Genomic DNA, 25,193 nt, shown 5'->3' with positions numbered 1-25,193 from the left:
CCCGATGGGTTTCAATCTTTCCGAATGGGCGCTGCGTAATCGCCAGATCGTACTGTTCCTGATGCTCTTGCTGGCAGTTGTCGGCGCACTGTCCTACACCAAACTCGGCCAAAGTGAAGACCCGCCGTTCACCTTCAAGGCCATGGTGATTCGTACCATTTGGCCGGGGGCCACGGCGCAGGAAGTGTCGCGCCAGGTCACCGAGCGCATTGAAAAGAAACTGATGGAAACCGGCGAGTACGAGCGCATCGTTTCGTTCTCCCGTCCGGGTGAGTCCCAGGTGACGTTCGTCGCCCGTGATTCCATGCACTCGGTGGAAATCCCGGCCCTCTGGTACCAGGTTCGCAAGAAAATCAGCGACATCCGCCAGACCCTGCCACCGGGCATCCAGGGGCCATTCTTCAACGATGAGTTCGGCACAACGTTTGGCAATATCTACGCGCTGACCGGCGACGGTTTTGATTACGCGGTGCTTAAGGACTACGCCGACCGCGTCCAGATTCAGCTGCAACGGGTCAAGGATGTGGGCAAGGTCGATCTGCTCGGATTACAGGACGAGAAGATCTGGATCGAACTCTCCAACGTCAAACTCGCCACCCTGGGCCTCCCTTTGGCGGCGGTGCAGCAGGCCCTTGAAGAACAGAACGCGGTGTCCACCGCCGGGTTCTTCGAGACCACCAGCGAACGCTTGCAGCTACGCGTCTCGGGGAATTTTCAGACAGTCGAAGAGATCAAGAGCTTCCCGATTCGCGTAGGAGATCGCAGCTTCCGCATCTCCGATGTGGCGGATGTGCATCGCGGTTTTAATGATCCGCCGGCGCCGCGTATGCGCTTCATGGCGGAAAATGCCATCGGTCTGGCCGTGGCGATGAAGGACGGTGGCGACATTCTGGTGCTGGGCAAGGCGCTGGAAATCGAGTTCGACCGGATCCAGAAAAATCTCCCTGCCGGTATGCAGCTGCGCAAGGTCTCCGACCAGCCAGCCGCAGTGAAAAGCAGCGTCGGCGAATTTGTTCAGGTGCTGGTGGAAGCGCTGGCAATCGTCCTGCTGGTGAGCTTTTTCTCCCTCGGTGTGCGCACCGGCATGGTGGTAGCGCTGGCGATTCCTTTGGTATTGGCGATGACCTTCGCCTGCATGTATTACCTCGGCATTGGCCTGCACAAGATTTCCCTCGGGGCGTTGGTGCTGGCGCTGGGATTGTTGGTGGACGACGCGATCATCGCCGTGGAGATGATGGCGATCAAAATGGAGCAGGGCTTCGACCGGATCAAGGCGGCCAGTTACGCCTGGACCAGCACCGCATTCCCGATGCTCACCGGGACACTGATCACCGCTGCCGGCTTCCTGCCGATAGCCACTGCGCAATCGGGTACCGGCGAATACACCCGTTCGATCTTCCAGGTGGTGACCATCGCGCTGCTGGCCTCGTGGGTGGCCGCCGTGGTGTTTGTGCCGTATCTGGGGGAGAAACTCCTGCCGGATCTGGCGAAAATTCATGCAGCCAAACACGGCACCGGCGACGGCCAGTCCGACCCTTACGGCACGCCGTTCTATCAGCGCGTCAGGCGCCTGGTGGAGTGGTGCGTGCAGCGGCGCAAGACGGTCATTGTCCTGACGGTCGTGTTGTTTATCGGCTCTGTCGTCCTGTTTCGCTTTGTGCCACAGCAGTTTTTCCCGGCATCGGGTCGTCTGGAATTGATGGTCGATCTGAAACTGGCCGAGGGTGCATCACTAAGCAACACCAGCGATGAGGTCAAACGCCTCGAAGCACTGCTGAAGGATCACGCCGGTATCGACAACTATGTCGCTTACGTTGGCACCGGTTCGCCGCGTTTTTACCTACCGCTGGATCAACAACTTCCTGCGGCGAGCTTCGCGCAGTTTGTAGTCCTGGCCAAGACCATCGAGGAGCGCGAAACCCTGCGCACCTGGCTGATCGAAACCCTCAATGAACAATTCCCGGCCCTGCGTTCGCGGGTTACGCGTCTGGAGAACGGGCCGCCGGTTGGCTATCCGGTGCAGTTCCGGGTCACCGGTGAGCACATCGAGGAAGTCCGCGCGCTGGCTCGTAAAGTCGCGGCCAAGGTTCGCGAGAACCCGCACGTGGCCAACGTCCATCTGGACTGGGAGGAACCGAGCAAAGTTGTTTATCTGAACGTTGATCAGGACCGTGCCCGGGCGCTTGGCGTGAGCACTGCGAACCTGTCGAAGTTCCTGCAAAGCTCACTGACCGGTTCCAGCGTCAGCCAGTACCGTGAAGACAACGAATTGATCGAGATTCTGTTGCGCGGCACGTTGCATGAGCGCACCGAGCTGTCGTTGCTGCCGAGTCTGGCCGTACCAACTGACAACGGCCGCAGCGTAGCGCTGTCGCAAATCGCGACGCTGGAATACGGTTTCGAAGAAGGCATCATCTGGCACCGCAGCCGCTTGCCTAACGTGACGGTGCGCGCCGACATTTACGGCAAGGAACAACCGGCGACGCTGGTGCAGCAGATCATGCCAACTCTCGATCCGGTTCGTGCCGAGCTACCGGACGGGTATCTGCTGGAGGTCGGCGGCACGGTAGAAGACTCGGCCCGTGGGCAAAACTCGGTGAAGGCCGGTGTGCCGCTTTTCATCGTGGTGGTGCTGACGTTACTGATGCTGCAACTGCGCAGTTTCTCACGCACCGTGATGGTGTTTCTGACAGCGCCGCTGGGGTTGATCGGTGTAACACTGTTTTTGATAGTGTTCCGTCAGCCATTCGGTTTCGTTGCCATGCTCGGGACCATCGCGTTGTCGGGGATGATCATGCGTAACTCGGTGATTCTGGTGGACCAGATCGAGCAGGACATCGCCGCCGGGCTCAAACCGTGGCAAGCGATTATCGAAGCTACGGTGCGGCGTTTCCGGCCGATTGTGTTGACTGCGCTCGCGGCGGTGCTGGCGATGATTCCGCTGTCGCGCAGTGTGTTCTTCGGGCCGATGGCGGTGGCGATCATGGGTGGGTTGATTGTGGCGACGGCGTTGACGTTGCTGTTTTTGCCGGCGCTGTATGCGGCTTGGTTCAGGGTCAAGAAAGAGGCCGTTTGATCTTTTGATCTTGGCGGCCTTCGGGCCGACCATGCGCTTGTTGATTGAGTACATATCCGTTGCTGCGGTAATGGCCACTAATGGTTTCGCCCTTACGGCGACTCCCTTTGGCAAACGCCCCAAAGGAAGCAAAGGTCTCGCCCCAAGCGTCCGGCCCCTCGCTTAGGCTCGGCGTTCCTTCGCTCCGGTGTCCATCTGGGGGCATCGCCTCCGGTCGGCTTCGCTTCGACCTCCTCTCGATGTGTTCGACTGCGTCGAACGGCGCTGCGCGCCTCCCCCCAGATGAACACCTCCACTCAGCCTCCCGAAGGGGCGGGAGGGTCAAGGTCAAGAGCTGCAGGCGAGCTAACGCTCGGCCTGTTGAGTGGTTTGGGACGATTCAACAGATGATTTCGTTGTTAGCGTTGTTGGTATATCGCGTCCTGGAACACCTCGATCCGCAGCAATATCACAAACGAAAAAGCCCGCTGAACCTATAAAGGTCAGCGGGCTTTTTGTGAGTTTTAGTCACTCAATAATTACAACGTACCAAACACCTTCTTCGCCAGACTGGTCGCTGCCGCCGCAGGATTCTGGCGGATGGTTTCTTCTTGTTTACCAATCATCTCGAACAAACCGTTCAACGCCTGCTCGGTCACGTAGCTTTCGATGTTGGCGTTCTTCGCGTCCAACACACCCAGCGTTGCGGCTTGCCCTGCGAACGAGTTGTACTGTTTGGCCAGGCCCACCTGATCGGTGGCTTGCTTGACGATTGGCAGGAATTTCACGCGGATCTGTTCGCGGCTGGTTTTGCTCAGGTATTGAGTGGCGGAGTCCTTACCGCCGCTGAGAATGCCCTTGGCATCCTCCACGCTCATTTTCTTCACCGCCTCCACCAGGATCGGCTGGGCCTGGGTCACGGCGGTTTCAGCCGCTTTGTTCATGCTGGTTTCCAGCTGGTCGACCTGAGCGCCCATGCCGAAGGCCTTCATCTTGCTGGCGACCTTGCCGAGCTTGCCCGGCAATTCGATCTTCACGTCCGGGTTGTTACTGAAACCGCCCGGCGTGCCGAGTTGTTTCACGGCCAGTTGCGCACCTTGAGTCAGGGCATCCTTGAGGCCGCCGGTGGCGTCTTGTTGCGACAGGTCGTTGAGCGACAGCGCTAGGGCACTCGCGGAGATCATCAAGCCTGCGCACAGGCTGGCGAAGCGAAGGGTAGGGCGGAGCATGGCTGCTTCCTTGTTCAGAAAAGAGGATTAGCGGACGGCGTCGACGCGGATTTTCAGTGGCTGCGGGTCGCTGCCATCAAGCTGTACGGCGTGATGTTCGGTGGTGATGAACATCAGTTTGCCGTCGACTTCGATGCGTGCGCTGACTGAATAGCGATGACCCGGCTTGACCTGCGCCGGATCGTAACTCAGATGAAACGGCAGCGGCACCTGGCCTTTGATCGAGCCTTTCTGTTCGTCGAGGACCACGGCGGGTGCGTCGGCAAGAGACACGTCCTGCAAGCTGACGCTCAAGGTGGCGCTTGGCGGGAGGGCAATGCGTTGGAGGTAAAATACTTCGCCATCAAGGCTGGTTTTAGCGGCCGGTTGTAGGGTATAGCAGGCTCCGAGCAATGCAGTAAGCCCCAGTAGCGAGAGTTTTTTCATGAGTTAAATCCCTGTCCTTGGCGCCCGGAGAAAAACAGCGCCAACGACAATTTAACGGATTTTCAAGGTGATTTCGCCCCATGTGATGTCGGGCAGTTGGGCTTAGGCGTTGCTGTCCGGATTTTTACGGACGTTGCGGACCACGACGTCCTCAGGGCGCAGATGGTTGACACCCAACTCCACTCGGTGAGGTTTGGTTGTTGCAAAGATCACCTGGCCGTTGGTTTCGATGCGTGCGGTGATTCCATAGCTGTGGCCGGGCAGCACATCAGCGGCCGCGTAAGTCAGATTAAAGTCCAGGCCTGCGGTTTCTGCATGAGGGATAACTTGCTGGGCAAGTTCTTTGACAGGCGCAGCCGGAGTGACATCTTGCAGGCTGACGTGAAGTGTCGAGTTCGGCGACAGCAGAATCTTTATCAGATAGTGCACGGTACCGCTGATGCTCATTACATGTTCGTTGCTCATTTGATCTCCTTATCAAATTAATCGTCGGAAATGACGAGCCGTCAGCATATCGCCGGGGGCACCGAACCGTGTGTAGGAGTATTCCTGCGCTTGGGGGCGAATTTATAGCGGGATAGATCAGAAGCATCCTTGCTTCTGAACAATGGTGCCGCGTAGTTCCCTCGATGGATCAGAGAGGCTTTACCAGCTCCGCCGCATCTTCACTGCGATGCAGCGCAACCTGACGAATCGACAAGCGAATCTCCGCCGGCAACACCCGTTTGGCCGCACCTTCCGCCAGTTCTCCCAGCAGTTCGTGATAACTCAGCTTGCCGGCCTCATCGCGCTTGAGCACGTCGAGGTCGAGCATTGTCTGAATGAAGTGGCGGAACAGGCTCTTGTCGAAGAACTCCGGGGCGTTCAGGCCATGGAGGATCGACAGGCGCTGGGCCATGACGGTGCACAAGTCTTCCAGTTCTTCGGCGCTGATGCTGTTCTGGCCGCTGTTGAGCAGCAGCGAGACCGTCATGTAGAAGCGTTGCAGGGTCTGGGCGATGCTTTTCGACAGCAGCGTCAGCAGCACGAAATGCCGCGAACTCGGCGCCGGACGCAGGTAGACGTCATTCTCAAAACGCAGCAGACCTTGATCGACGAACGCTTCGAGCCATTGATCGATCACCGCATCCAGCTCGTCCAGCGACCAGCGAATGAACAGCTCCGATTGCAGGTACGGGTACAGCGCGCGGGTGTAGCGCAGGATCTGTTCGCGGCTCATGCGCGAGGCGCTCTGGAAGAAACTGGCCAGCAGCGCGGGCAGGGCGAAGATGTGCAGCACATTGTTGCGGTAGTAGGTCATCAGGACGGCGTTCTGCTCGTCCAGATACAGAATCTTGCCCAGTGCATCGCTCTGCTCGGACAACAAATCCATGTCCTTCACGTGCTCGATCAGCGCCCGGCCATCGCCTTCCGGCAACGTGGTGTGCGGCGAATACGGGACTTTGCGCAACAGCGCCAAATATAGATCAAGTACCCGCGCCATGGCGCGATCATCCAGGGCCAGGCGGCTGGTGGACAGCAACGCCAGCGCCACCAGATTGACCGGGTTGATCGCCGCCGCCTCGTTCAAATGCTGCGCGACTTTCTCGCCGAGGCGGTGGGTGGTTTCGTTGAGCCAGGCCGGTTTGAACTGCGGGCCGAGTTCCTGTTTACGCCAGTCCGGCTGTTCGCTGTCGAGGAATTCTGCCAGTTTGATCGGCTCGCCGAAGTTCACCGCCACTTGGCCGAAGCGCTGCTTGAGGGCACCGATGACTTTGAAAATGTCGAAGATCGATTCTTTCTTCTTGCTCGCGCCACGCAGTTCACCGAGGTAGGTCCGGCCTTCCAGCACGCGCTCGTAGCCGATGTAGACCGGGATGAAGACGATCGGCATCCGCGACGAACGCAAGAAGCTGCGCAGGGTGATTGCGAGCATCCCGGTTTTCGGTTGCAGCATGCGCCCGGTGCGCGAACGGCCACCCTCGACGAAGTACTCCACCGGGAAGCCTTTGGTGAACAGGGTGTGCAGGTATTCGTTGAACACCGAGGTGTAGAGCGGGTTGCCCTTGAAGGTGCGGCGCATGAAGAACGCACCGCCGCGCCGCAGCAAGCTGCCGATCACCGGCATGTTGAGGTTGATCCCGGCGGCAATGTGCGGTGGGGTCAGACCGTTGCGGAACAGCAAGTAGGACAGCAGCAGGTAGTCAATGTGGCTGCGATGGCACGGCACGTAGATCACTTCGTGCCCCTGAGCGACCTTCTGCACGCCTTCGATGTGGTTGACCTTGATCCCGTCGTAGATCTTGTTCCAGAACCAGCTCAGCACCACTTCGAGGAAGCGGATCGCGGTGTAGGTGTAGTCAGAGGCGATCTCGTTGCCGTAGCGCAGGGCCTGGGCCTTGGCTTTCTCCGCGGAGATGTTCTCGCGCTCGGCTTCGTCGAGGATCGCTTGCTTGACCAGAGGCTGGTTGAGCAGGCCCTTGACCAGGTTGCGACGGTGGGAAATGTCCGGGCCGATCACGGCGGCTTTCAGATTACGGAAATGCACCCGCAGAATTCGCTGGGCCATGCGCACGGTGCGCTCGTGGCCTTTGTTGTGGTCGATCAGCTCACGCAGGTGAATCGGCGCCGAGAACTGCACCCGGGTCTTGCGCCCCAGCACGATGATGCTCAGCAACCGGCGCAGACGCCCGGTGACGGCCCAGCTGTCGGCGAAGAGCAGTTTCCACGGGCTCGATTCGCTGTCCGGCGACTGACCCCAGAACACGCTGACCGGAATGATCTGCGCATCTTCAGCGGCGTTCTGGCTCAGGGCACTGACCAGGCGAGTCAGGGTCGGCGGCGCGCCCCGTTTGTCCTGGCGGCCGAGCCAGTCGGGCTCCGGCGTCAGGTAAAAGAACGCGGCGGGTTCCACCAACGTACCTACCGATACCGGCAACACCGGGCGCGGCAGGCCGGCCTTGCTGCACTCGGTATCGACCACGGCAAGGTCGGTCAGCGAAGGGTTTTGCAGGACGTAGAACACCGGACGACTGCGGTCGAGGTTGAGGGTGAACGAAGACTGATTGATCGTCTCCGAGCGTACCCAGAGATACAACAGTCGGCGCAGAGTGCCAAACACAAGACGGCGGAGCGGGGAACGGGTCATACGGCTTCTGCGTGAGTGAATAAAACCGAGCGTTTGCTTGGGCGGGCGTAGGGGGCTTTCTCAATTAGTTTCCACGCCGCGTTGTCGCCTTAAAGCGGGCCAGGCAAGGCGCGGGCCGCTGGGAATGGTTGTTCCCTTTCCAGGCCTGCAACGCAGCCTGGCCCGCTTTAAGGCACAACCCGAAGGGCCGGGCCTGCTGTTGTGCAGGGCTGTGTTGCTCGAAACTTATTTGGAATGACCAAACCACGTTTCTCGCGCCTTGCCCTGCACAACAGCAGGCCCGGCACGGCGCGGAAACTAATTGAGAAAGCCCCCTAGTGTGCCGTATTCGTCGAAAATCGGCAAAAAAGCGGTTAAGTAAACTTGAGTTGAGAGTTTCGACGGCTGTCATATACTCGGCCGTTCAAAATAAAAAGAAGAGGGACTGATAAATGGCTACGCGCGAAACCGGCAACGTGAAGTGGTTCAACGACGCCAAGGGTTATGGCTTCATTCAGCGCGAAGACGGGGTGGACGTGTTCGTGCACTACCGCGCGATCCGCGGCGAAGGTCACCGCTCGTTGGCTGAAGGTCAGCAGGTTGAATATGCCGTGGTGACCGGCGAGAAGGGCTTGCAGGCTGAGGATGTTGTAGGCCTCTAGAGATCGTTCCCACGCTCCGCGTGGGAATGCCTCAATGGACGCTCTGCGTCCGCTTCTGGGACGCGGAGCGTCCCGGGCTGCATTCCCACGCAGAGCGTGGGAACGATCAGTGTCAGGCAGTTTTCCAGGTGATTTCTTCTTCACCATCCGCGCTGATGCGCATCCAGCGATCGGCCGATTCCTCACCTTCTTCCTCGACCCAGCTACCCGGTGCACAGCGCACTTCGACGTTCAGCGCGGCAAACGCAGCGCGGGCGCAGGCGATGTCGTCTTCCCATGGGGTCTGGTCGCTTTCCAGGTACAGGCTGTTCCATTTGCCCACGGCTTTCGGTAGCCAGGTCACGGGCACGTTGCCGGCCTTGCACTTGTAGGTCTGGCCTTTCTGGACCCAGTCGGTGCAGGGGCCCAAAGCAGCGCCGAGCCACGCCGCGATGGCCTTGTAGTCGACGTCGGCGTCTTTCAGGTAAATCTCGATATCGGGTTGGCGCATGGATGTCCTCACTGCGGGTCTGAAAAATCCATTCGCGGATTTAGCCGGCCTTGAGCCGTTGCTCAAGACCAAAAATTATTGAAGTACGAAATAATCGTAGCGCATCGATACGGTGACTTCGAACGGCTCGGCCTGTTCGATCACCGCCGTCCGGCGTTCAGCACTGGCGCGCCAGCCGTGAGGCGTCATGGCCAGCAGGTTGGCGCGATCCTGACCCTTTTCCAGCGTCAGCTTGAACTCCAGGGTTTCACTGTGTTGCAGCGTCATGCCTTCCGGCACCAGAGCCAGGTGCTTGTCGTCGGTGTACTCACGCACTTCGTCGTACAGACGCTCGCGCAATTCCATCAGATGGCCGCTGGTCGGCCCGACTTTCATCAGACCGCCGCCGGGGCTGAGCAGACGTTTGGCTTCCTCCCAGTCCAGTGGGCTGAAGACGCTGGCGAGAAACTGGCAGCTGCCCGAGGCCAACGGCACCCGCGCCATGCTGGCGATCAACCAGGTCAGTTGCGGGTTGCGTTTGCAGGCGCGTTTGACGGCTTCCCGGGAAATATCCAGCGCGTAACCGTCGGCGTTCGGCACGGCCTCGGCGATTTGCGCGGTGTAGTAACCCTCGCCACAACCGATGTCCAGCCAGCGCTGGGGTGCGTATTGCGCAGCCAGTTCGGCCAGACGCTTGGCCACCGGTGCGTAATGACCGGCGTTCAGAAAATCTCGCCGGGCTTCGACCATCGCCAGGTTATCCCCAGGGTCGCGGCTGTTTTTGTGCTGCACCGGCAGCAGGTTCAGGTAACCCTGACGAGCGCGGTCGAAACGATGCCCGGCGGGGCAGGCCACGCCGTTGTCCACCGCGTTCAGCGGTTCGCTGCAGATTGGGCAGGCGAGCATCAGGCGAGCAACTTGATCAGGGTCTGGTAGTAGATTTCGGTCAGCACATCGAGGTCGGCAGCCAGCACACGCTCGTTGACCTGGTGGATCGTCGCGTTGACCGGGCCCAGTTCAACCACCTGAGTGCCCATGGTCGCGATGAAGCGCCCGTCGGAGGTGCCACCACTGGTGGATGCGCGGGTTTCGCGGCCGGTGATGTCCTTGATGCTCGACGCAACGGCATCGAGCAATGCGCCCGGCTCGGTCAGGAACGGCAGACCGGACAGCGCCCAGTCGATGTGCCAGTCCAGGCCATGTTTGTCGAGGATGTCGGCAACGCGCTTTTGCAGGCCTTCGACGGTGGATTCAGTGGAGAAGCGGAAGTTGAACACCGCCACCAAATCACCCGGGATCACGTTGGTCGCGCCAGTGCCGGAGTTCACGTTGGAAATCTGGAAGCTGGTCGGCGGGAAGAAGTCGTTGCCGTGGTCCCAATGCTCGGCGGCCAGTTCGGCCAGCGCCGGGGCGACGAGGTGGATGGGGTTCTTCGCCAGGTGCGGATACGCCACGTGGCCCTGCACCCCGCGCACGGTCAGCTTGGCGCCGAGGGAGCCGCGACGGCCGTTCTTCACCACATCACCCACCAACGTGGTGCTCGACGGTTCGCCAACAATGCACCAGTCCAGACGCTCCTTACGAGCGGCAAGGCGTTCAACCACAGCCTTGGTGCCGTGGTGCGCCGGACCTTCTTCGTCGCTGGTGATCAGGAATGCCACCTTACCCTTGTGATCCGGGTAGTCGGTGACGAAACGCTCGGCCGCCACGGTCATGGACGCGAGGCTCCCTTTCATGTCCGCCGCACCACGGCCGCAGAGCATGCCGTGTTCGTCGATCACCGCGTTGAACGGGTCGATCTGCCAGGCGGTCACCGGGCCGGTCGGCACTACGTCGGTGTGGCCGGCAAAGCACAGCACCGGACCGTCGTGTTTGCCGTGGATCGCCCAAAAGTTATCCACATCTTCGATACGCATGGGCTCAAGCGCAAAACCGGCATCGCCCAGGCGCTGCATCATCTGCTTCTGGCAATCGGCGTCGACCGGCGTCACGGACGGACGGCGGATCAGGTCGATGGCGAGTTGAAGGGTCGGCGAAAGGTCGGCGTGGGCCGTCATGGGGAACTCCGAAAGATCTTGTGTAGGAGCGAGGCTTGCCCGCGAAGAACGATAATGCGGTGTATCTGTTACACCGAGTCGCTTCATTCGCGGGCAAGCCTCGCTCCTACAGGGATTGGGCTGGGCGCGCAAAATGGCGGTTATCTTAAAGCAAAACGGCGGCCATTGGCCGCCGTTTAGTGCATCTGTCACGATTTAGACCGCTGGTAGAGTCTCGACCTCGGCTGCCGGTTTTGGCAGAGAGGACAAGAACGCCATGATCAGCGCCGCCAGGTATGGCAACGATTGCACCAGCAACATGGTCACCCAGAAACGCATGTCGTTGCTCGGCATGCCGTTCACCAGGTATATCCCCAGCGCCGCGCCCCACAACAGCAGCATGATGAACACTTCTTCGCGAGCCTCCGAAATCGCCACCCAGAAGCCGTGATTATCGGCGTTCTTCGGTGTACGGAAAAACGGAATGCTGCTGGTGAAGAAGCCGTACAACACCGCTTTGGCGATGGTGTGCGACAACGCCAACCCGGCCAAAGCCGCGCAGAATGCATCCTTGAGGTTGACCCCCACCGCACGGCGGTAGAGGAAGATGATCTTGCCAACCTTGAACACGAACAGCGCCAGCGGCGGGATCGCGAAAATCAACAACGGCGGATCGACCCGCTGCGGCACGATGATCATCGCCGCCGACCACAACAAGGCGCCCACGGTGAAGAAGATGTTCATGCCGTCCGCCACCCACGGCAACCAGCCCGCGAGGAAGTGGTAACGCTGGCCACGGGTCAGCTCGGTACCCTTGCCGCGCAACAGGCTGGTGGTGTGACGCTTGATGATCTGAATCGCGCCATAGGCCCAGCGGAAGCGCTGTTTCTTGAAGTCGATAAAGGTATCGGGCATCAGGCCTTTGCCGTAGCTGGTGTGGTAATACGCCGCCGACAGACCTTTTTCGAACACGCGCAGACCCAACTCGGCATCTTCACAGATGCACCAGTCAGCCCAGCCGAGCTCCTCGAGCACCGAACGCCGGGTCATGGTCATGGTGCCGTGCTGGATGATCGCGTCACGGTCGTTACGGGTGACCATGCCGATGTGGAAGAAACCTTTGTATTCCGCGTAGCAGAGCTTCTTGAAGGTGCTTTCGTTCTGGTCGCGGTAATCCTGTGGCGACTGCACCACGGCGATTTTCGGATCGGCGAAGTGCGGCACCATGTGCTTGAGCCAGTTCGGGTCGACGCAGTAGTCCGAGTCGATGACCGCAATCACTTCGGCATCCTTGGCGGTGTGCGGAATCAGGTAATTCAGCGCGCCGCCCTTGAAACCAGCCAACGGCGCAACGTGGAAGAACTTGAAGCGCGGGCCGAGGGTTTCGCAGTAGGCCTGCACCGGTTCCCAGACCGCCGGGTCCTTGGTGTTGTTGTCGATGATCAAGACTTCAAAGTCCGGATAATCGAGGTTGGCCAGCGCATTGAGGGTCTGTTTGACCATCTCTGGCGGCTCGTTGTAGCAAGGGACGTGAATCGAGACTTTTGGTCGGTAGTCCGAATCACCCACCACCGGCAGGAATTCGCGCCGGCGTTTGTGGGTCCAGACTGCTTCGGCCAGTTCGTGGGCCTCGGTCAGCAGCACGATAAACACCCCGAGCGCGCCGAGGGCAAGGAGGAAGCCCACCGTCAGGCTGAACCAGGTGCTGTATTGCAGGCTGTAGTCGTAACCGATCCACACCAGCACCGAACCGCAAAGGAACGCGATGAAGGTCAGGAAGGTGCGGCCGCGTTGACGCAGGGCCGAACCGTCGATCATCAGCAAGGTCAGGGAGAGCAGGGCCAACACCACCGAACCGACAGCGAGCACGCGCCATTGCGGTATGGCGACGACCGGGCCTTCGAAGTTGAATTTCTGCTGACGAGCGGCGTTGAACACGCCCCAATAGGCGCCTACCGAGCCTTCGTCGCTGGCTTTCCAGGGTTGGTCAAACGCTTCGATCACGAAGTAGTTGAAACCCTGGCGGTTGAGCTTGTTGACCAGTGTGCGCAGGTAAATCGCCTGGTCTGCCGGCGACGCATCGGCACCGCCGCGCATGCGACCGTTGCTTGGCCAGCCGACTTCCGACAGCAGCAGCGGTTTTTTCGGGAACATTTTTTTCAGGTCGCGGGCACGGTCGAGTACGAACTGCCCGGATTGCTCCATCGGAACATGTTCCCAGTACGGCAGGACGTGGGCAGCGATCAGGTCGACGTGCTTGGCCAGGCTCGGGTTTTCTTCCCAGACGTGCCATTGCTCGGACGTGGTCACCGGCACTTTCACTGCCGCGCGGACGCGATCCAGAATAATGCTGAGCTCCGCGGCGGTAATTTCCTTACGGAAGATCGCCTCGTTGCCCACCACCACGCGAACCACGCTGCGGGAGGTATTGGCCAGGTCGATGGCGCGCAGAATTTCACGCTCGTTGCGCGCAAGATCCGGGCTGATCCAGATGCCCAGCGTCACGCGCACACCGAACTCTTCGGCGAGCTTGGGAATATCGCCCAGCGTGCCGTCGACCGAGTAAGTACGGATGTTGTCCGTCAGCTTGCTCATGATCTCCAGATCGCGACGCATTTCATCGTCGGTCGGATACTGTTCTTTTTGTGGGTACTGGCCTTGCTGGAACGGCGAGTACGAAAAGCCAGAGATCTGTTCAGGCCAGTTGGGGGCGGTGACCGGGCGGTTAATCAATGCCCAGAAGCCGGTAAACAAAGCAGCGATGGCGAGCACCACGACCAGGTTGAGTCCAAATTTACGCGATGACATAGCTTTTTCGGGTTCCAAAGGCTGTGGAACGAAGGAACGGTTGGCGGCTGGCTGCCAGGGGGCAGGCGCGCGCATCCTACACTGGAGGTTCTCTGACCGTACAGCGAACAGGGAAACGCCCGACATTGGGCACTCTGGTTTCACATAAGTTCTTACACTTGTCGCTGGAAGGTTAAAAGTTCTCGCACTGTAGCCCTATAATGCGCGCCGGTTTTTGGGGTAATGGTCATGAGTACAGAAGATCCGCGGTTTGCAGGTATCGCCCGTTTGTATGGCATCGACGGCCTGGAGCGCCTGCGCGCGGCCCACGTGGCGATCGTCGGCGTCGGTGGCGTCGGTTCCTGGGCGGCGGAAGCTGTCGCCCGTTGTGGCGTGGGCGAGATTTCGCTGTTCGACCTGGATGACGTCTGCGTCAGCAACGCCAACCGTCAGTTGCACGCGCTGGACAGCACCGTCGGCAAACCCAAGGTCGACGTGATGGCCGAGCGTCTGCGCGGGATCAACCCGGACTGCACGGTGCACGCCGTGGCGGATTTCGTGACCCGCGAGACCATGGCCGAGTACATCACGCCGAACATCGACTGCGTGATCGACTGCATCGACAGTGTGAATGCCAAGGCTGCACTGATCGCCTGGTGCAAGCGCCGCAAGATCCAGATCATCACCACCGGCGGTGCAGGCGGGCAGATTGATCCGACACTGATTCAGGTCTGCGACTTGAATCGGACATTCAATGATCCATTGGCCTCGAAAGTGCGCTCCACATTGCGCCGCGACTACAACTTCTCCCGTACCGTGACCCGTCATTACAGCGTGCCATGCGTGTTTTCCACTGAACAACTGCGCTACCCGAAACCGGATGGCAGCATTTGTTTGCAGAAGAGTTTTGTCGGTGACGGTGTGAAGCTTGACTGTGCTGGAGGGTTTGGTGCGGTGATGATGGTGACGGCGACATTTGGCATGGTCGCGGCGACCAAGGCTGTGGATAAGATAGTGGCCGGCGTGCGGCGGCCAGCTGATAGGGTCAAACCTGTCTGAGCCGTGATCGTTCCCACGCTCTGCGTGGGAATGCAGCCCGGGACGCTCCGCGTCCCTTCAAAAGCCGAACGCGGAGCGTCCGTGGAGGCATTCCCACGCAGAGCGTGGGAACGATCAGTCGGCGGCGAGTTCACGCATTCGCTGTAATACGGCATTCAGGCCGTTACTGCGCGACGGCGACAGCTGCCGCGACAAGCCCAGCTGATTAAACCACTCCGGCAAATCCACCTGCTGCAACTCGACAGCCGACAACCCGTTAACCCGCGCCAGCAACAACGCCACCAACCCGCGAATCAACCGCGCATCACTGCTCGCGGCAAACAGCCAGTGGCCATCCTGCAACTCGCCCACCAGCCACACTTGGCTTTCACAGCCATGTACACGGTTGGCGTCGACCTTATCCACATCGCTCAACACCGGCAGGCGATCGCCCCATTGCATCAGCAGACGCGCCCGCTGTTCCCAGCCAGCGGCATTTTGAAAGGTTTCCAGTGCCGTAGCGGCATCGGCGGGCAAGCTCATCGCAGCAGCTCCAACGCCTGATCCAGCGCTTCAAAGAATCGCTCCAGGTCTTCGGAGTCGTTGTACAGCGCCAACGACACCCGAATCGCCCCGGCCAGCTCAAAACGCTTGAGCAACGGCATGGCGCAATGATGACCGGCGCGCACCGCGATCCCCTGTTCCGTTAGCAGGTGCGCCAAATCAGAGTTATGCACACCCTCGACGACGAAACTGGCCAGCGCCAGCTGCGGCTTGCCCAGCAAGCGAATGCCGTTGCGCGCTTCAAGGCCTTTGAGCAAATAGTCATGCAGCGCTGCTTCATGGGCAGTCACGGCGTCCTGATTGAGCCCTGCCAGATAATCCAGGGTCGCGCCCAGACCGATCACACTGGCGATCGGCGGCGTTCCCGCCTCGAACCCCAGTGGCGCTGGGCGAAAGCGAGCGCTGTGGTAATCCGCGTCCAGCACCATTTCACCGCCGAATTGCCAATGACGCAGTTGCTTAAGCGCTTCATTGCGCCCGAACAGTACGCCCAGGCCATCGGGGCCATAGAGCTTGTGGCTGGAAAACACATAAAAATCGCAACCCAGCGCCTGCACGTCATGCCGACCATGGACCACGCCTTGAGCGCCATCGACCACGGTCAGCGCGTTGTGCGCCTGGGCCATCGCCAACAGCGCGGGCAATGGCTGCCAGGCACCGAGGACGTTGGACAGCTGACTGACCGCCAGCAAACGAGTTTGCGGACCAATCAACTGCGCGGCGGCATCAAGGTCGATCAAACCGTCGGCATCCAGCGGCAGGATCACCAGTTTCAGCTCGCAACGGAGGGCAAGCTGCTGCCACGGCAACAGATTGGCGTGATGCTCCAGGGCGCTGATGACAATTTCATCGCCCGGATTGAAAAGATGCTCCAGGCCATAAGCCAGGAGGTTCAGCGCAGACGTTGTGCCATGGGTAAAGATGATCTGCCCGCAATCGCCGGCATTGAGCCAATGGGCGACTTTGCTGCGGCTGGCCTCGAACGCCTGGGTGGCGTGGGCGCCGGGCAAATGTTGCGCCCGATGCACGTTGGCCGCGCCGTTGGCGTAGTAATGCGCCAGGGCATCCAGCAGGGCTTGAGGTTTTTGCGTGGTGGCGGCGTTGTCCAGATACGTCTGGTCTTGCCGTTGCAATGCGGCGATGGCCGGAAAATCGGCGCGCCAGGGGGAGGGCACAAGCATGGTGGTCAAGACTCGTTTGAGCAGGCCGGGCGCTGATGATACGCGCCCGGCCGCTCGACTAACATCGAGTCGCTGCTTAGTTGTGAGCGTGCAGCGCTTCGTTCAGTTCGATGGCCGATTTGTGGGTTTTGCACTCCACAGCACCGGTCTCCGAATTGCGGCGGAACAGCAGGTCAGGTTGACCGGCCAGTTCACGGGCCTTAACGACTTTGACCAGTTTGTTGTGCTCGTCCAGCAGCGCAACCTTGGTGCCGGCCGTCACGTACAGGCCCGACTCAACAGTGTTGCGGTCGCCCAACGGGATGCCGATACCGGCGTTGGCGCCGATCAGGCAGCCTTCGCCGACCTTGATCACGATGTTGCCGCCACCCGACAGGGTGCCCATGGTCGAGCAACCGCCGCCCAGGTCCGAACCCTTGCCGACGAACACGCCCGCCGACACACGACCTTCGATCATGCCAGGGCCTTCGGTGCCGGCGTTGAAGTTGACGAAACCTTCGTGCATGACGGTGGTGCCTTCGCCCACGTAAGCGCCCAGACGGATACGCGCCGCATCAGCAATACGCACGCCAGCCGGTACCACGTAGTCGGTCATTTTCGGGAACTTGTCCACCGAGAACACTTCCAGCAACTCGCCGCGCAGACGAGCTTCGAGTTGATGCTCGGCCAGTTCGGCCAGGTCGATCGCGCCCTGGCTGGTCCACGCCACGTTCGGCAGCAGAGGGAACACGCCGGCCAGGTTCAGGCCATGCGGCTTGACCAGGCGATGGGACAACAGGTGCAGCTTCAGGTAAGCCTCTGGGGTGGAGGTCAACTGAGCGTCTTCGGCCAGAAGGGTCGCGACCAGCGGCTTGTGGCTCTCGGCCAGACGAGTCAGCAAGGCAGCCTGGGCAGCGTCGACGCTTTTCAGGGCGTCGGCCAGTTGCGAAGCTTGAGCGGTGCTGAACGCGATGGCCTGATTGCCTTCGGTGTAGCCCAGAACAGGTGCGATAGCTGCGACCAGTTCGGCCGACGGGTTGAGCAGTGGCTGCGCGTAAAACACTTCCAGCCATGCGCCTTGACGGTTTTGAGTGCCGACACCAAAGGCCAGGCTGAACAGAGTAGTGGACATGTTGATACCTCTAACAAAATGGAACGGGCTGCCTTACTTGAGCGCTGCCGCGTAGATATCTGGCTTGAAGCCAATCAGGGTTCGGTCACCGAGATCAAGCACCGGGCGTTTGATCATCGAGGGTTGCGCGAGCATCAGCTCGATGGCTTTCGGCTGGTCGAGATCGGCTTTGCGTTCGTCGTCGAGCTTGCGAAAGGTCGTGCCTGCACGGTTCAACACCACTTGCCAGCCGTGCTCGTCGCACCATTGGGTCAGGTGTTCACGGTCGATTCCGACCGTTTTGTAATCATGAAAGTCATACCTGACAGCGTGTTCATCGAGCCAGGTGCGCGCCTTTTTCATGGTGTCGCAGGCTTTGATGCCGAAAAGGTGCAACGTTTTGCTTGAAACGGTCAAGGAATTGCCCCCTTTGCAGGTGCTGGAAATTAAAGGTGACGGATTATGCCATGACCGGACGGTTTCGCGTCGGCCGTGGTCGGGTTTGTCTGTGGGTCATGGCGATCAGCTGTTGCCTGCGACATTGGTGTAACGGTCAGCCCAGGACTACCCGATATTCCTCCCGTCGGCGTCAAGCTGGCAGTAAGCACCTCTAGCAAAGCACTGACCTTGGGAAGTGCTTGACGACTTTTCATCCAGGCCAGATTGATCGCCATTCCTTCGGTTGCTAGATGGGGAAGCACTTCCACCAATGTCCCCTCTTCCAGTTGTTGCTTAATCAACCACGACGGCAACTGCGCGATACCGCTGCCCGCCGTTACCGCCATCAGCAAACCCTCTCCATTGCCCACCACGAACTGAGCGGGTACCTGCCTGCGTTTCGTTGCGCCGCGGTGGTCTCCTGCGAAGTTCCATGGGGTCACGTTTCCGTCCACCCAGCCATACGCGATGCACTGGTGATGCTCCAGATCACCATCAGTGAGGGGGATGCCATGCTTGGCCAAATACGCGGGCGATGCACAGAAGGTATGCCACTCACTGGCCAAGTAACGATGCTCCACTGTATCGGGCCAGACATCCGAACCACCAATGCGTACCACAACGTCCACACCTTGCTGGAACGGGTCGATCAAACCGTCCGAGAAGGAAATGTGCGGTACCAGCAACGGATGATCCTGAACAAACCGCAGGATGATTGGAAGCACTTGCGCACGACCGAAAGCACCTGGAAGGTCAATTCGAATCCTGCCACACGGCTCGGTATTTTCGGCCTGTAGCGAAAGCTCGGCCTCTTCGAGGTCTGCAAGCACACTGGTGCAGGTGCGATAGAAGGCAGTCCCTGCATCGGTCAGCGACAAGCGTCGCGTCGTGCGATGGAACAGCCGAGTCCCCAGCCTGCTCTCCAGCCGAGCAATGCTTTTACTGATTGCAGAGCCCGTCAAATTCATTTTCTCTGCGGCGGCCTTGAAGCTGCCGGATTCCGCGACGCAGACAAACACATCGATACCTTTCAAGCGTTCGGAGGAAAACATAGACATCCTGTATTCATGAATTCAGTTCCACCAATCTGGTAAAAATCATCATAAATCAGAACGCCATTCCACAGTAAGCTTGGTACTCGAGCATCAGTCAGCGATACGCCATTAGCAAACTCCATATAAATGACCTAATGAACGATGAGGCAAGGATGCTGACGACGTTAAGTTCGAGATGCACGAGGCAATACCTGGACGATTCAGATTTCAAATCCGAGTTGTTGCTTAGCAAGTCTAAGGATGTGGACATCGAATACTGCGTCAACACTGTGAGTGTCGACGGTCTGCACTATGTCAGCGAAGCTCTTGGGCATAACCAGCTGAGTCTTTGGATTGACTCGCTGATTAACCCGCAAGTGTTTCTCGAATACCGGCAGCGGCCAAGAAACACACTCTACTTTCAATCCAGTTGTGTGTTCCTGATCGCTCGTCAAGCTGGGCCGATCAAGCGTACGCCGGACATTACGCCCTGGAAGGCGATCCCCGGCGTGCACAGTATAAAAATCCAGGATGAAGGGATCCTCAAGAAAACTATCTCTCTGGAAAACTGCCCCGGCCACGTTTTCATTCTGAATAACGACCGTTTAGCCATTCAGACCAGTATTCAGTTGCTGCGTGAGCACGAGCCATACGTCTACAAGGAAATGCTGGAATGAAAGATGTCTCGGGGGGGCTGGCGATTCAAGGCGGGGCCAAGGTCTATGAGAGACCTGTGATTCTGCTTCTGTTGGCGACCTTTATCTTGACCATTGCACGGGCACTGGCTTTGCCCTATCTGGTCGTGTACTTCTCCCAGGCCTTCGGTCTGGGAGTAGCGGATATTGGTCTCGCGGTTGGCGGGTCGCTAATCGTCAGTTCGATTCTTGGGGTATATGGCGGCTTCCTGGTGGACAGGTTCTCCAATTATCGGATCATGCTCGGCGCAGCCACGGTGTTCGCACTGGCCTTCGCGTTGGCCTTTCAGGTAACCAGCCTGGTGCCGTTCATCATTGCTATCGTGGTGGTGAACCTGTCCTATGCGGTGATCGATATCGCAGTGAAATCTGGAATAGGTTTCTTGGTGGCGCCGGACAAGAGGGGAGGCGTGTTCTCTATCAAGTACACGCTGACCAACGTCGGTTACGCCATCGGCCCTTTTCTCGGCATGCTGCTCGCGAAAATCAGCCCCGGTCTGCCCTTTGCGGCGGCGGCCTTGATCGGGGTTGCTTTTGTAGTGCTGTATGGGGTGTTGGGTGGGCGGATCCCCCGCCCTGTGGGCGTTGAGAGTTCGGGTAACGGTTTTGCCAGTGTGCTGGTCCATTTGTTGAGTAACTACCGGTTGGTCTGCTTTACGATTGGGGGAATTCTCAGTGCAATCGTGTTCGGGCAGTTCACTGCCTATCTGTCGCAATACCTGATCGTGACGAGTGACCCGGAAAACACCTATCGCATTATCAACTACCTGGTGACCACCAACGCCTGTGTGGTCATCAGTCTTCAATACCTGATCGGCTCTCGGATTAACCAGAACAACCTGTTCCGCATGTTGATGTTGGGGATGTTGTTCTTTGTGGTTGGACTCATGGGCTTTTGCTATGCACAGATGCAGGCCGTCTGGATAGTAGCCATGATTGTTTTTACCGTGGGCGAAATCATCATTATTCCAGCGGAATACCTATTTATTGATTTCATTGCACCGGAGGACATGCGAGGCGTTTATTACGGGGCGCAGAACTTGTCCAATCTTGGAGCTGCGCTCGGACCCATATTGTGTGGTGTCGCGCTATCGTTATATGCACCTCAGGTAATGTTCTATGTTTTGTCTTTTTGCATTGTGTTGGCGAGTATTTTCTACTTTATGGGTTCGCGGCGCAGAGGTTGATTGATGATTCATCTTAATGCCGCGGGTTCGGGCCTTGTGCCTTGCCGTTGATGCTGCGTGGTCATGAGAAAAGCCCGGACGACAAGCGTCGCAATGAAGTGCGTGACGCCTGGCGCAAACCGGCGAAGCGGCTATTCATGCGCTCTGGAGAAGAATTTAATACGGCCAAGCTTTTGAGCGAAAAACATCTCGCGAATGCTTGACCGTGAACAGAGTATCTACAGGTCCGCGTTAATTGCGGCGCTGTATGAATGCGCGAATTCGCTCTGCGGCTTCAACACATTCGGCCAGCGGCGCAACCAGCGCCATGCGTACTCGACCGGCACCCGGGTTGGCACCGTCGACGTCACGGGACAAATAAGATCCTGGCACCACCGTCACATGCTCTTCGACAAACAGGTCGCGGCAAAACGCTTCATCATCACCGCCAATGCTCGGCCATAAGTAGAAACCACCGTCAGGGCGCTGCACATCCATCACCGGGCTGAGGATTTCCAGCACCGCATCGTATTTCTCGCGATACAACGCACGGTTGGCGCGCACGTGCACTTCGTCATTCCACGCAGAGACGCTGGCCAGTTGGGTCTGAACCGGCATCGCGCAGCCGTGATAAGTGCGATACAGCAGGAAGCCTTTGAGAATGTCCGCATCACCGGCCACGAAGCCTGAGCGCAGGCCCGGCAAATTGGAGCGCTTGGACAGGCTGTGGAACACCACGCAACGCTTGAAGTCTTTGCGGCCCAGTTCCACGCAGGCGCTAAGCAAGCCGGCCGGCGGGGTTTGTTCGTCGAAGTACAGTTCGCTGTAGCACTCGTCGGCGGCGATCACGAAGTCGTATTGGTCGGCCAGGGCGATCAGCTTTTTCAGGGTTTCAACCGGGATCAAGGCGCCGGTCGGGTTGCCCGGCGAGCACAGGAACAGGATCTGGCAGCGTTTCCAGATGTCTGGCGAAACCGCATCGAAATCCGGGTTGAAGCCGTTTTCGTCCAGGCACGGCAGGTAATGCGGCTTGGCCCCGGCAAGGAATGCCGCGCCTTCGTAGATCTGATAGAACGGGTTCGGGCTGACCACCAGGGCGTCGTCGCCACGGTTGACCACGGTCTGGGTGAAGGCGAACAGCGCTTCACGGGTACCGTTGACCGGCAGCACATTGCGCGCCGGGTCGAGCCAGCCCTTCGGAACGCTGAAACGACGTTCGCACCACGCAGCGATGGCTTCACGCAGGGCCGGGATGCCGAGGGTGGTCGGGTACACGGCCATCTGATCCAGATTGCTGGCCAGGGCTTCGGCGACAAAGCTTGGCGAACGGTGTTTCGGCTCGCCGATGGACAGTGCGATGGCGCGTTTGTCCGGGTTTGGCGTGACGCTGCCGAGCAGGGCGCGAAGTTTCTCGAACGGGTAGGGCTGCAATTGGGTCAGAGCGTTGTTCATCGGTACGGGGTCTCGTTCAAAGCGGCTGAATCCTGGCGCTCGGCTAGATGCTGATGTGCGACAGTTTGATATCGGGTTCGTGGCTGACGCTGAGCTGTTTGACGATCGCATCCTGCAAGCGGCTGCACAGCAGCGGGTCGGACAGCGGCTGGTTGTTCGCGTCGGTAATAAAGAACACGTCTTCCACGCGTTCGCCGAGGGTCGCGATCTTGGCGTTTTGCAGCGACAGGTCGAACTCCAGGAAGATTGTGCCGATCCGCGCCAACAGGCCGGGGCGATCCGGGGCGCTGAGCTCCAGCACCGTCACCTGGCGCTGGGCGTCGTTGTGGATCGTCACCTGTGGCGCAAACGCGAAATGCTTGAGCTGGCGCGGCACCCGACGCTGGATGATCGTCGGGTAATCGTCCGGGTTGCGCAGGGCATCGGTCAGGCCTTCGCGGATTTGCTTGACCCGTGCCGGGTTGTCCCCAATCGAGTCGCCGTCGGTGTCGAGCACGATGTACGTGTCGAGGGTGAACTGGCTGCTGGAGGTGATGACCCGGGCGTCGTGAATGTTCAGGTTGAGCTGGTCCATCGCGGCCACGGTCACAGCGAAGAAGTCGTGCTGGTCCGGTGCGTAAATGAAGATCTGGGTGCCGCCTTCGAATTCGCGCTGGGTGGTTTCCTTGATCAGCACCAGCGGCCCGCCGTCGGCCGGCTGCTGGAGGATCGCGTCACTGTGCCAGGCCACGTCGCCGGCAGTGTGGCGCAGGAAGTAGTCATCGCCCAATTGCGCCCACAACTGCTCGACGTCGTCCGGATCGGTACCGCCGCGCACCAGAATGTCCAGTGCGGCGCTCTGGGTCTGGCGAATCTGCTCTTCGCGGTCCACCGGGTTTTCCAGGCCTCGGCGCAAGGCACGCTTGGTCTCGGTGTAGAGCTGGCGCAAAAGACTGGCCCGCCAGGAGTTCCACAGCGTCGGGTTGGTGGCGTTGATGTCGGCGACGGTCAGCACGTACAGATAATCGAGGTGGGTTTCGTCGCCGACGATCTGCGCGAAATCGTGGATCACCTGCGGGTCGGACAAGTCCTTGCGCTGGGCAGTGGTCGACATCACCAAATGGTTCTGCACCAGCCAGACGATCAGGCGGCTGTCCCACACCGGCAACTGATGGCGCTGGCAAAAGGCTTCGGCATCCACTGCACCGATTTCCGAGTGATCACCATGCCGGCCCTTGCCGATGTCGTGGTACAGGCCGGCCAGGTAGATCAGCTCGGGTTTGGGCAGTTTGCCCATGAGCTTGCTGGCCAGCGGGAATTTTTCCGACACCTGGGTGTACTGCAACTTACGCAGATGTTTGATCAGGTTCAGGGTGTGAGCATCGACCGTATAGATGTGAAACAGATCGTGCTGCATCTGCCCGACAATAAAGCCAAACTCCGGCAAGTAGCGCCCAAGGATGCCGTAACGGTTCATTCGTCGCAGGTTGCGGTGGATGCCGATCTTGCACTTGAACAGCTCGATAAACAGGCTGGTATTGCGGATGTCGTTGCGGAAGTCGTCATCGATCAGGTGGCGATTTTCTCGCAGCAGGCGAATGGTATCGGCGCGCACGCCTTTGATTTCAGGCTGCTGGGCCATCAGTACGAAGATTTCCAGCATGGCGAACGGTGTGCGTCGGAACACATTGTCGTTGCGTGCCTCGATGTAACCGTCGTGCAGTTGGAATCGCGAGTTGATCGGCTGCGGCGGCGCTTCGTCCTCCGGCGCGAGGATGACTTCCTCGAAATGCTGGATGATCAGGTCGCTGAGCTGGGCAATGCTCATGACCACCCGGTAATACTGCTGCATGAAGTTTTCGATGGCTTGCTTGGCGTCATCGCCTTTGAAACCCAGCAGCCCGGCAATGGTGCGCTGGTGATCAAACAGCAAGCGGTCTTCGGAACGGCCGGCGAGCATGTGCAGGGCGTAACGAACCTTCCAAAGGAATTCCTGGGAGGAGGCCAGGAGGGCGTTTTCGCTCTCGACCAGGAAACCTTCGCCGGCCAGGGCCCGCAGGTTCAGGGTGCCGTATTCACGACGGGCCACCCAGAGAATCGTCTGAATATCCCGTAGGCCGCCAGGCGAGCCTTTGACGTTGGGTTCCAGGTTGTATTCGGTGTCGTTGTACTTGTGGTGACGGGCCTTCTGTTCGGCGCGTTTGGCCAGGAAGAAGTCCTTGCTCGGCCACATGTGCGCGGTGCTAGTGACGTCGAGCATACGTTGGCGCAGGCGCTCGGGGCCGCAGATGGTGCGGCTTTCCATCAGGTTAGTGACTACCGTCAGGTCGGCGCGGGCCTCCTGGACGCATTCGTCCACCGAGCGAACGCTCTGACCTACTTCAAGGCCGATGTCCCACAACAGCGTCAGAAAACGCTCGATGGAATCACGGAAAATTTCGTGATCGGCGCTGTCCAGCAGGATCAGCAAGTCGATGTCGGAATAAGGGTGCAACTCACCGCGACCGTAGCCGCCGACCGCGACCAGTGCAATGTCGGCGTCTTCGCTCCAGTTAAACTGTTCCCAGGCTTTTTGCAGGATGTTATCGACGAACCAGGCGCGATCCTCGATCAACCGGCGAATGTCGCGGCCGCTGCGGAAGCGCTCGTCGAGCACCTCGCGGGCCTGGCGAATCGCCTTCTTGAAGGCCGCGATCGGGCTAGCCTTCAGGGCCAGTTCAGCCTGGAACTGGCCTCGGTCGAAGAGTTCGGGATCCACCTGCGGCATCGATTGGCTTTCCTGTCTA

21 protein-coding genes are annotated in these 25,193 nt (G+C 59.2%); 6 read left to right on the top strand and 15 right to left on the bottom strand.

Annotation, left to right across the window (positions count from 1 at the left end; all coding sequences use genetic code 11):
* Positions 1-4: 4 nt before the first annotated feature.
* Complete coding sequence (locus tag QK293_RS09770) at positions 5-3,076, top strand: efflux RND transporter permease subunit (protein ID WP_282376994.1); 3,072 nt, start codon at positions 5-7, stop codon at positions 3,074-3,076.
* A gap of 518 nt (positions 3,077-3,594) precedes the next feature.
* Here the strand turns inward: QK293_RS09770 and QK293_RS09765 are convergent.
* The 4 genes from QK293_RS09765 to plsB form a co-directional block, all read right to left on the bottom strand.
* Positions 3,595-4,284 (bottom strand): DUF4197 domain-containing protein, encoded by a 690-nt coding sequence (locus QK293_RS09765; RefSeq protein ID WP_282376993.1) that lies wholly within the window; start codon positions 4,282-4,284, stop codon positions 3,595-3,597.
* A gap of 27 nt (positions 4,285-4,311) precedes the next feature.
* Complete coding sequence (locus tag QK293_RS09760; protein ID WP_282376992.1) at positions 4,312-4,710, bottom strand: YbaY family lipoprotein; 399 nt, start codon at positions 4,708-4,710, stop codon at positions 4,312-4,314.
* Positions 4,711-4,812: 102 nt separating this feature from the next.
* Positions 4,813-5,175 (bottom strand): YbaY family lipoprotein, encoded by a 363-nt coding sequence (locus QK293_RS09755; protein WP_282376990.1) that lies wholly within the window; start codon positions 5,173-5,175, stop codon positions 4,813-4,815.
* Positions 5,176-5,344: 169 nt separating this feature from the next.
* Positions 5,345-7,837, bottom strand: coding sequence for a glycerol-3-phosphate 1-O-acyltransferase PlsB (gene plsB, locus QK293_RS09750; protein ID WP_282376989.1), 2,493 nt, complete (start codon positions 7,835-7,837; stop codon positions 5,345-5,347).
* Between the two features lie 431 nt (positions 7,838-8,268).
* Here plsB and QK293_RS09745 point away from each other — a divergent pair, with 431 nt between their 5' ends.
* The gene (locus tag QK293_RS09745) at positions 8,269-8,478 is read left to right on the top strand and encodes a cold-shock protein (RefSeq protein ID WP_010462862.1); all 210 of its coding nucleotides are present in this window, start codon (positions 8,269-8,271) and stop codon (positions 8,476-8,478) included.
* Between the two features lie 112 nt (positions 8,479-8,590).
* On the opposite strand, the gene QK293_RS09740 is transcribed toward QK293_RS09745, so the two are convergent.
* The 4 genes from QK293_RS09740 to QK293_RS09725 all read right to left on the bottom strand — a co-directional run bounded on the left by QK293_RS09740 (position 8,591) and on the right by QK293_RS09725 (position 13,791).
* On the bottom strand, positions 8,591-8,968 hold the full coding sequence (locus QK293_RS09740) for a hypothetical protein (protein ID WP_282376988.1): 378 nt from the start codon (positions 8,966-8,968) through the stop codon (positions 8,591-8,593).
* Positions 8,969-9,043: 75 nt separating this feature from the next.
* Positions 9,044-9,853: a putative RNA methyltransferase gene (locus tag QK293_RS09735; RefSeq protein ID WP_282376987.1), complete on the bottom strand. Its 810-nt coding sequence runs from the start codon at positions 9,851-9,853 to the stop codon at positions 9,044-9,046.
* Positions 9,853-11,004 (bottom strand): succinyl-diaminopimelate desuccinylase, encoded by a 1,152-nt coding sequence (gene dapE, locus QK293_RS09730; RefSeq protein ID WP_282376986.1) that lies wholly within the window; start codon positions 11,002-11,004, stop codon positions 9,853-9,855. The genes QK293_RS09735 and dapE overlap by 1 nt, the downstream gene beginning before the upstream one ends.
* A gap of 195 nt (positions 11,005-11,199) precedes the next feature.
* Complete coding sequence (locus QK293_RS09725; RefSeq protein ID WP_282376985.1) at positions 11,200-13,791, bottom strand: glycosyltransferase; 2,592 nt, start codon at positions 13,789-13,791, stop codon at positions 11,200-11,202.
* Positions 13,792-14,013: 222 nt separating this feature from the next.
* Between QK293_RS09725 and tcdA the strand changes: the two genes are divergently transcribed.
* Entirely contained in the window at positions 14,014-14,829 is an 816-nt protein-coding gene (tcdA, locus tag QK293_RS09720; RefSeq protein WP_282376984.1) for a tRNA cyclic N6-threonylcarbamoyladenosine(37) synthase TcdA, read from the top strand.
* A 114-nt stretch (positions 14,830-14,943) separates the two neighbouring features.
* On the opposite strand, the gene QK293_RS09715 is transcribed toward tcdA, so the two are convergent.
* The 5 genes from QK293_RS09715 to QK293_RS09695 all read right to left on the bottom strand — a co-directional run bounded on the left by QK293_RS09715 (position 14,944) and on the right by QK293_RS09695 (position 19,133).
* A complete protein-coding gene (locus QK293_RS09715) occupies positions 14,944-15,351 on the bottom strand; it encodes a SufE family protein (RefSeq protein WP_282376983.1) in 408 nt (135 codons plus the stop codon).
* Entirely contained in the window at positions 15,348-16,553 is a 1,206-nt protein-coding gene (locus QK293_RS09710) for a cysteine desulfurase (RefSeq protein WP_282376982.1), read from the bottom strand. Before QK293_RS09710 ends, QK293_RS09715 begins: the two co-directional genes overlap by 4 nt.
* A 76-nt stretch (positions 16,554-16,629) precedes the next feature.
* On the bottom strand, positions 16,630-17,664 hold the full coding sequence (gene dapD / locus QK293_RS09705; protein ID WP_282376981.1) for a 2,3,4,5-tetrahydropyridine-2,6-dicarboxylate N-succinyltransferase: 1,035 nt from the start codon (positions 17,662-17,664) through the stop codon (positions 16,630-16,632).
* A 33-nt stretch (positions 17,665-17,697) separates the two neighbouring features.
* Positions 17,698-18,060: an ArsC family reductase gene (locus QK293_RS09700; protein WP_214380952.1), complete on the bottom strand. Its 363-nt coding sequence runs from the start codon at positions 18,058-18,060 to the stop codon at positions 17,698-17,700.
* A 29-nt stretch (positions 18,061-18,089) separates the two neighbouring features.
* Positions 18,090-19,133: a LysR family transcriptional regulator gene (locus tag QK293_RS09695; RefSeq protein ID WP_282376980.1), complete on the bottom strand. Its 1,044-nt coding sequence runs from the start codon at positions 19,131-19,133 to the stop codon at positions 18,090-18,092.
* A gap of 155 nt (positions 19,134-19,288) precedes the next feature.
* On the opposite strand from QK293_RS09695, the gene QK293_RS09690 reads away from it, so the two are divergent.
* Genes QK293_RS09690 through QK293_RS09680 form a run of 3 tightly spaced genes read left to right on the top strand, consistent with a single transcriptional unit; the run spans position 19,289 to position 21,200 of the window.
* A complete protein-coding gene (locus QK293_RS09690; RefSeq protein ID WP_282376979.1) occupies positions 19,289-19,792 on the top strand; it encodes a hypothetical protein in 504 nt (167 codons plus the stop codon).
* Complete coding sequence (locus tag QK293_RS09685) at positions 19,789-20,997, top strand: MFS transporter (protein WP_282376978.1); 1,209 nt, start codon at positions 19,789-19,791, stop codon at positions 20,995-20,997. The genes QK293_RS09690 and QK293_RS09685 overlap by 4 nt, the downstream gene beginning before the upstream one ends.
* 41 nt (positions 20,998-21,038) lie before the next feature.
* Entirely contained in the window at positions 21,039-21,200 is a 162-nt protein-coding gene (locus QK293_RS09680) for a hypothetical protein (protein WP_282376977.1), read from the top strand.
* A 28-nt stretch (positions 21,201-21,228) separates the two neighbouring features.
* Here QK293_RS09680 and dapC read toward each other — a convergent pair whose 3' ends face one another.
* Together dapC and QK293_RS09670 are read right to left on the bottom strand one after the other, a co-directional pair.
* On the bottom strand, positions 21,229-22,428 hold the full coding sequence (gene dapC, locus QK293_RS09675) for a succinyldiaminopimelate transaminase (protein WP_282376976.1): 1,200 nt from the start codon (positions 22,426-22,428) through the stop codon (positions 21,229-21,231).
* 43 nt (positions 22,429-22,471) lie between these two features.
* Positions 22,472-25,174, bottom strand: coding sequence for a [protein-PII] uridylyltransferase (locus QK293_RS09670; RefSeq protein WP_282376975.1), 2,703 nt, complete (start codon positions 25,172-25,174; stop codon positions 22,472-22,474).
* Positions 25,175-25,193 lie beyond the last annotated feature (19 nt).

This window comes from Pseudomonas sp. AL03, assembly GCF_029960815.1.
GTDB lineage: Bacteria > Pseudomonadota > Gammaproteobacteria > Pseudomonadales > Pseudomonadaceae > Aquipseudomonas.
This window is presented reverse-complemented; position numbering and strand designations above follow the sequence as displayed.

Excerpts from the sequence above, each read along its gene's own strand:
- QK293_RS09770 (WP_282376994.1), top strand. The coding sequence starts at position 5 with ATGGGTTTCAATCTTTCCGAATGGGCGCTGCGTAATCGCCAGATCGTA.
- QK293_RS09765 (WP_282376993.1), bottom strand. The coding sequence starts at position 4,284 with ATGCTCCGCCCTACCCTTCGCTTCGCCAGCCTGTGCGCAGGCTTGATG.
- QK293_RS09760 (WP_282376992.1), bottom strand. The coding sequence starts at position 4,710 with ATGAAAAAACTCTCGCTACTGGGGCTTACTGCATTGCTCGGAGCCTGC.
- QK293_RS09755 (WP_282376990.1), bottom strand. The coding sequence starts at position 5,175 with ATGAGCAACGAACATGTAATGAGCATCAGCGGTACCGTGCACTATCTG.
- plsB (WP_282376989.1), bottom strand. The coding sequence starts at position 7,837 with ATGACCCGTTCCCCGCTCCGCCGTCTTGTGTTTGGCACTCTGCGCCGA.
- QK293_RS09745 (WP_010462862.1), top strand. The coding sequence starts at position 8,269 with ATGGCTACGCGCGAAACCGGCAACGTGAAGTGGTTCAACGACGCCAAG.
- QK293_RS09740 (WP_282376988.1), bottom strand. The coding sequence starts at position 8,968 with ATGCGCCAACCCGATATCGAGATTTACCTGAAAGACGCCGACGTCGAC.
- QK293_RS09735 (WP_282376987.1), bottom strand. The coding sequence starts at position 9,853 with ATGCTCGCCTGCCCAATCTGCAGCGAACCGCTGAACGCGGTGGACAAC.
- dapE (WP_282376986.1), bottom strand. The coding sequence starts at position 11,004 with ATGACGGCCCACGCCGACCTTTCGCCGACCCTTCAACTCGCCATCGAC.
- QK293_RS09725 (WP_282376985.1), bottom strand. The coding sequence starts at position 13,791 with ATGTCATCGCGTAAATTTGGACTCAACCTGGTCGTGGTGCTCGCCATC.
- tcdA (WP_282376984.1), top strand. The coding sequence starts at position 14,014 with ATGGTCATGAGTACAGAAGATCCGCGGTTTGCAGGTATCGCCCGTTTG.
- QK293_RS09715 (WP_282376983.1), bottom strand. The coding sequence starts at position 15,351 with ATGAGCTTGCCCGCCGATGCCGCTACGGCACTGGAAACCTTTCAAAAT.
- QK293_RS09710 (WP_282376982.1), bottom strand. The coding sequence starts at position 16,553 with ATGCTTGTGCCCTCCCCCTGGCGCGCCGATTTTCCGGCCATCGCCGCA.
- dapD (WP_282376981.1), bottom strand. The coding sequence starts at position 17,664 with ATGTCCACTACTCTGTTCAGCCTGGCCTTTGGTGTCGGCACTCAAAAC.
- QK293_RS09695 (WP_282376980.1), bottom strand. The coding sequence starts at position 19,133 with ATGTTTTCCTCCGAACGCTTGAAAGGTATCGATGTGTTTGTCTGCGTC.
- QK293_RS09690 (WP_282376979.1), top strand. The coding sequence starts at position 19,289 with ATGCTGACGACGTTAAGTTCGAGATGCACGAGGCAATACCTGGACGAT.
- QK293_RS09685 (WP_282376978.1), top strand. The coding sequence starts at position 19,789 with ATGAAAGATGTCTCGGGGGGGCTGGCGATTCAAGGCGGGGCCAAGGTC.
- dapC (WP_282376976.1), bottom strand. The coding sequence starts at position 22,428 with ATGAACAACGCTCTGACCCAATTGCAGCCCTACCCGTTCGAGAAACTT.
- QK293_RS09670 (WP_282376975.1), bottom strand. The coding sequence starts at position 25,174 with ATGCCGCAGGTGGATCCCGAACTCTTCGACCGAGGCCAGTTCCAGGCT.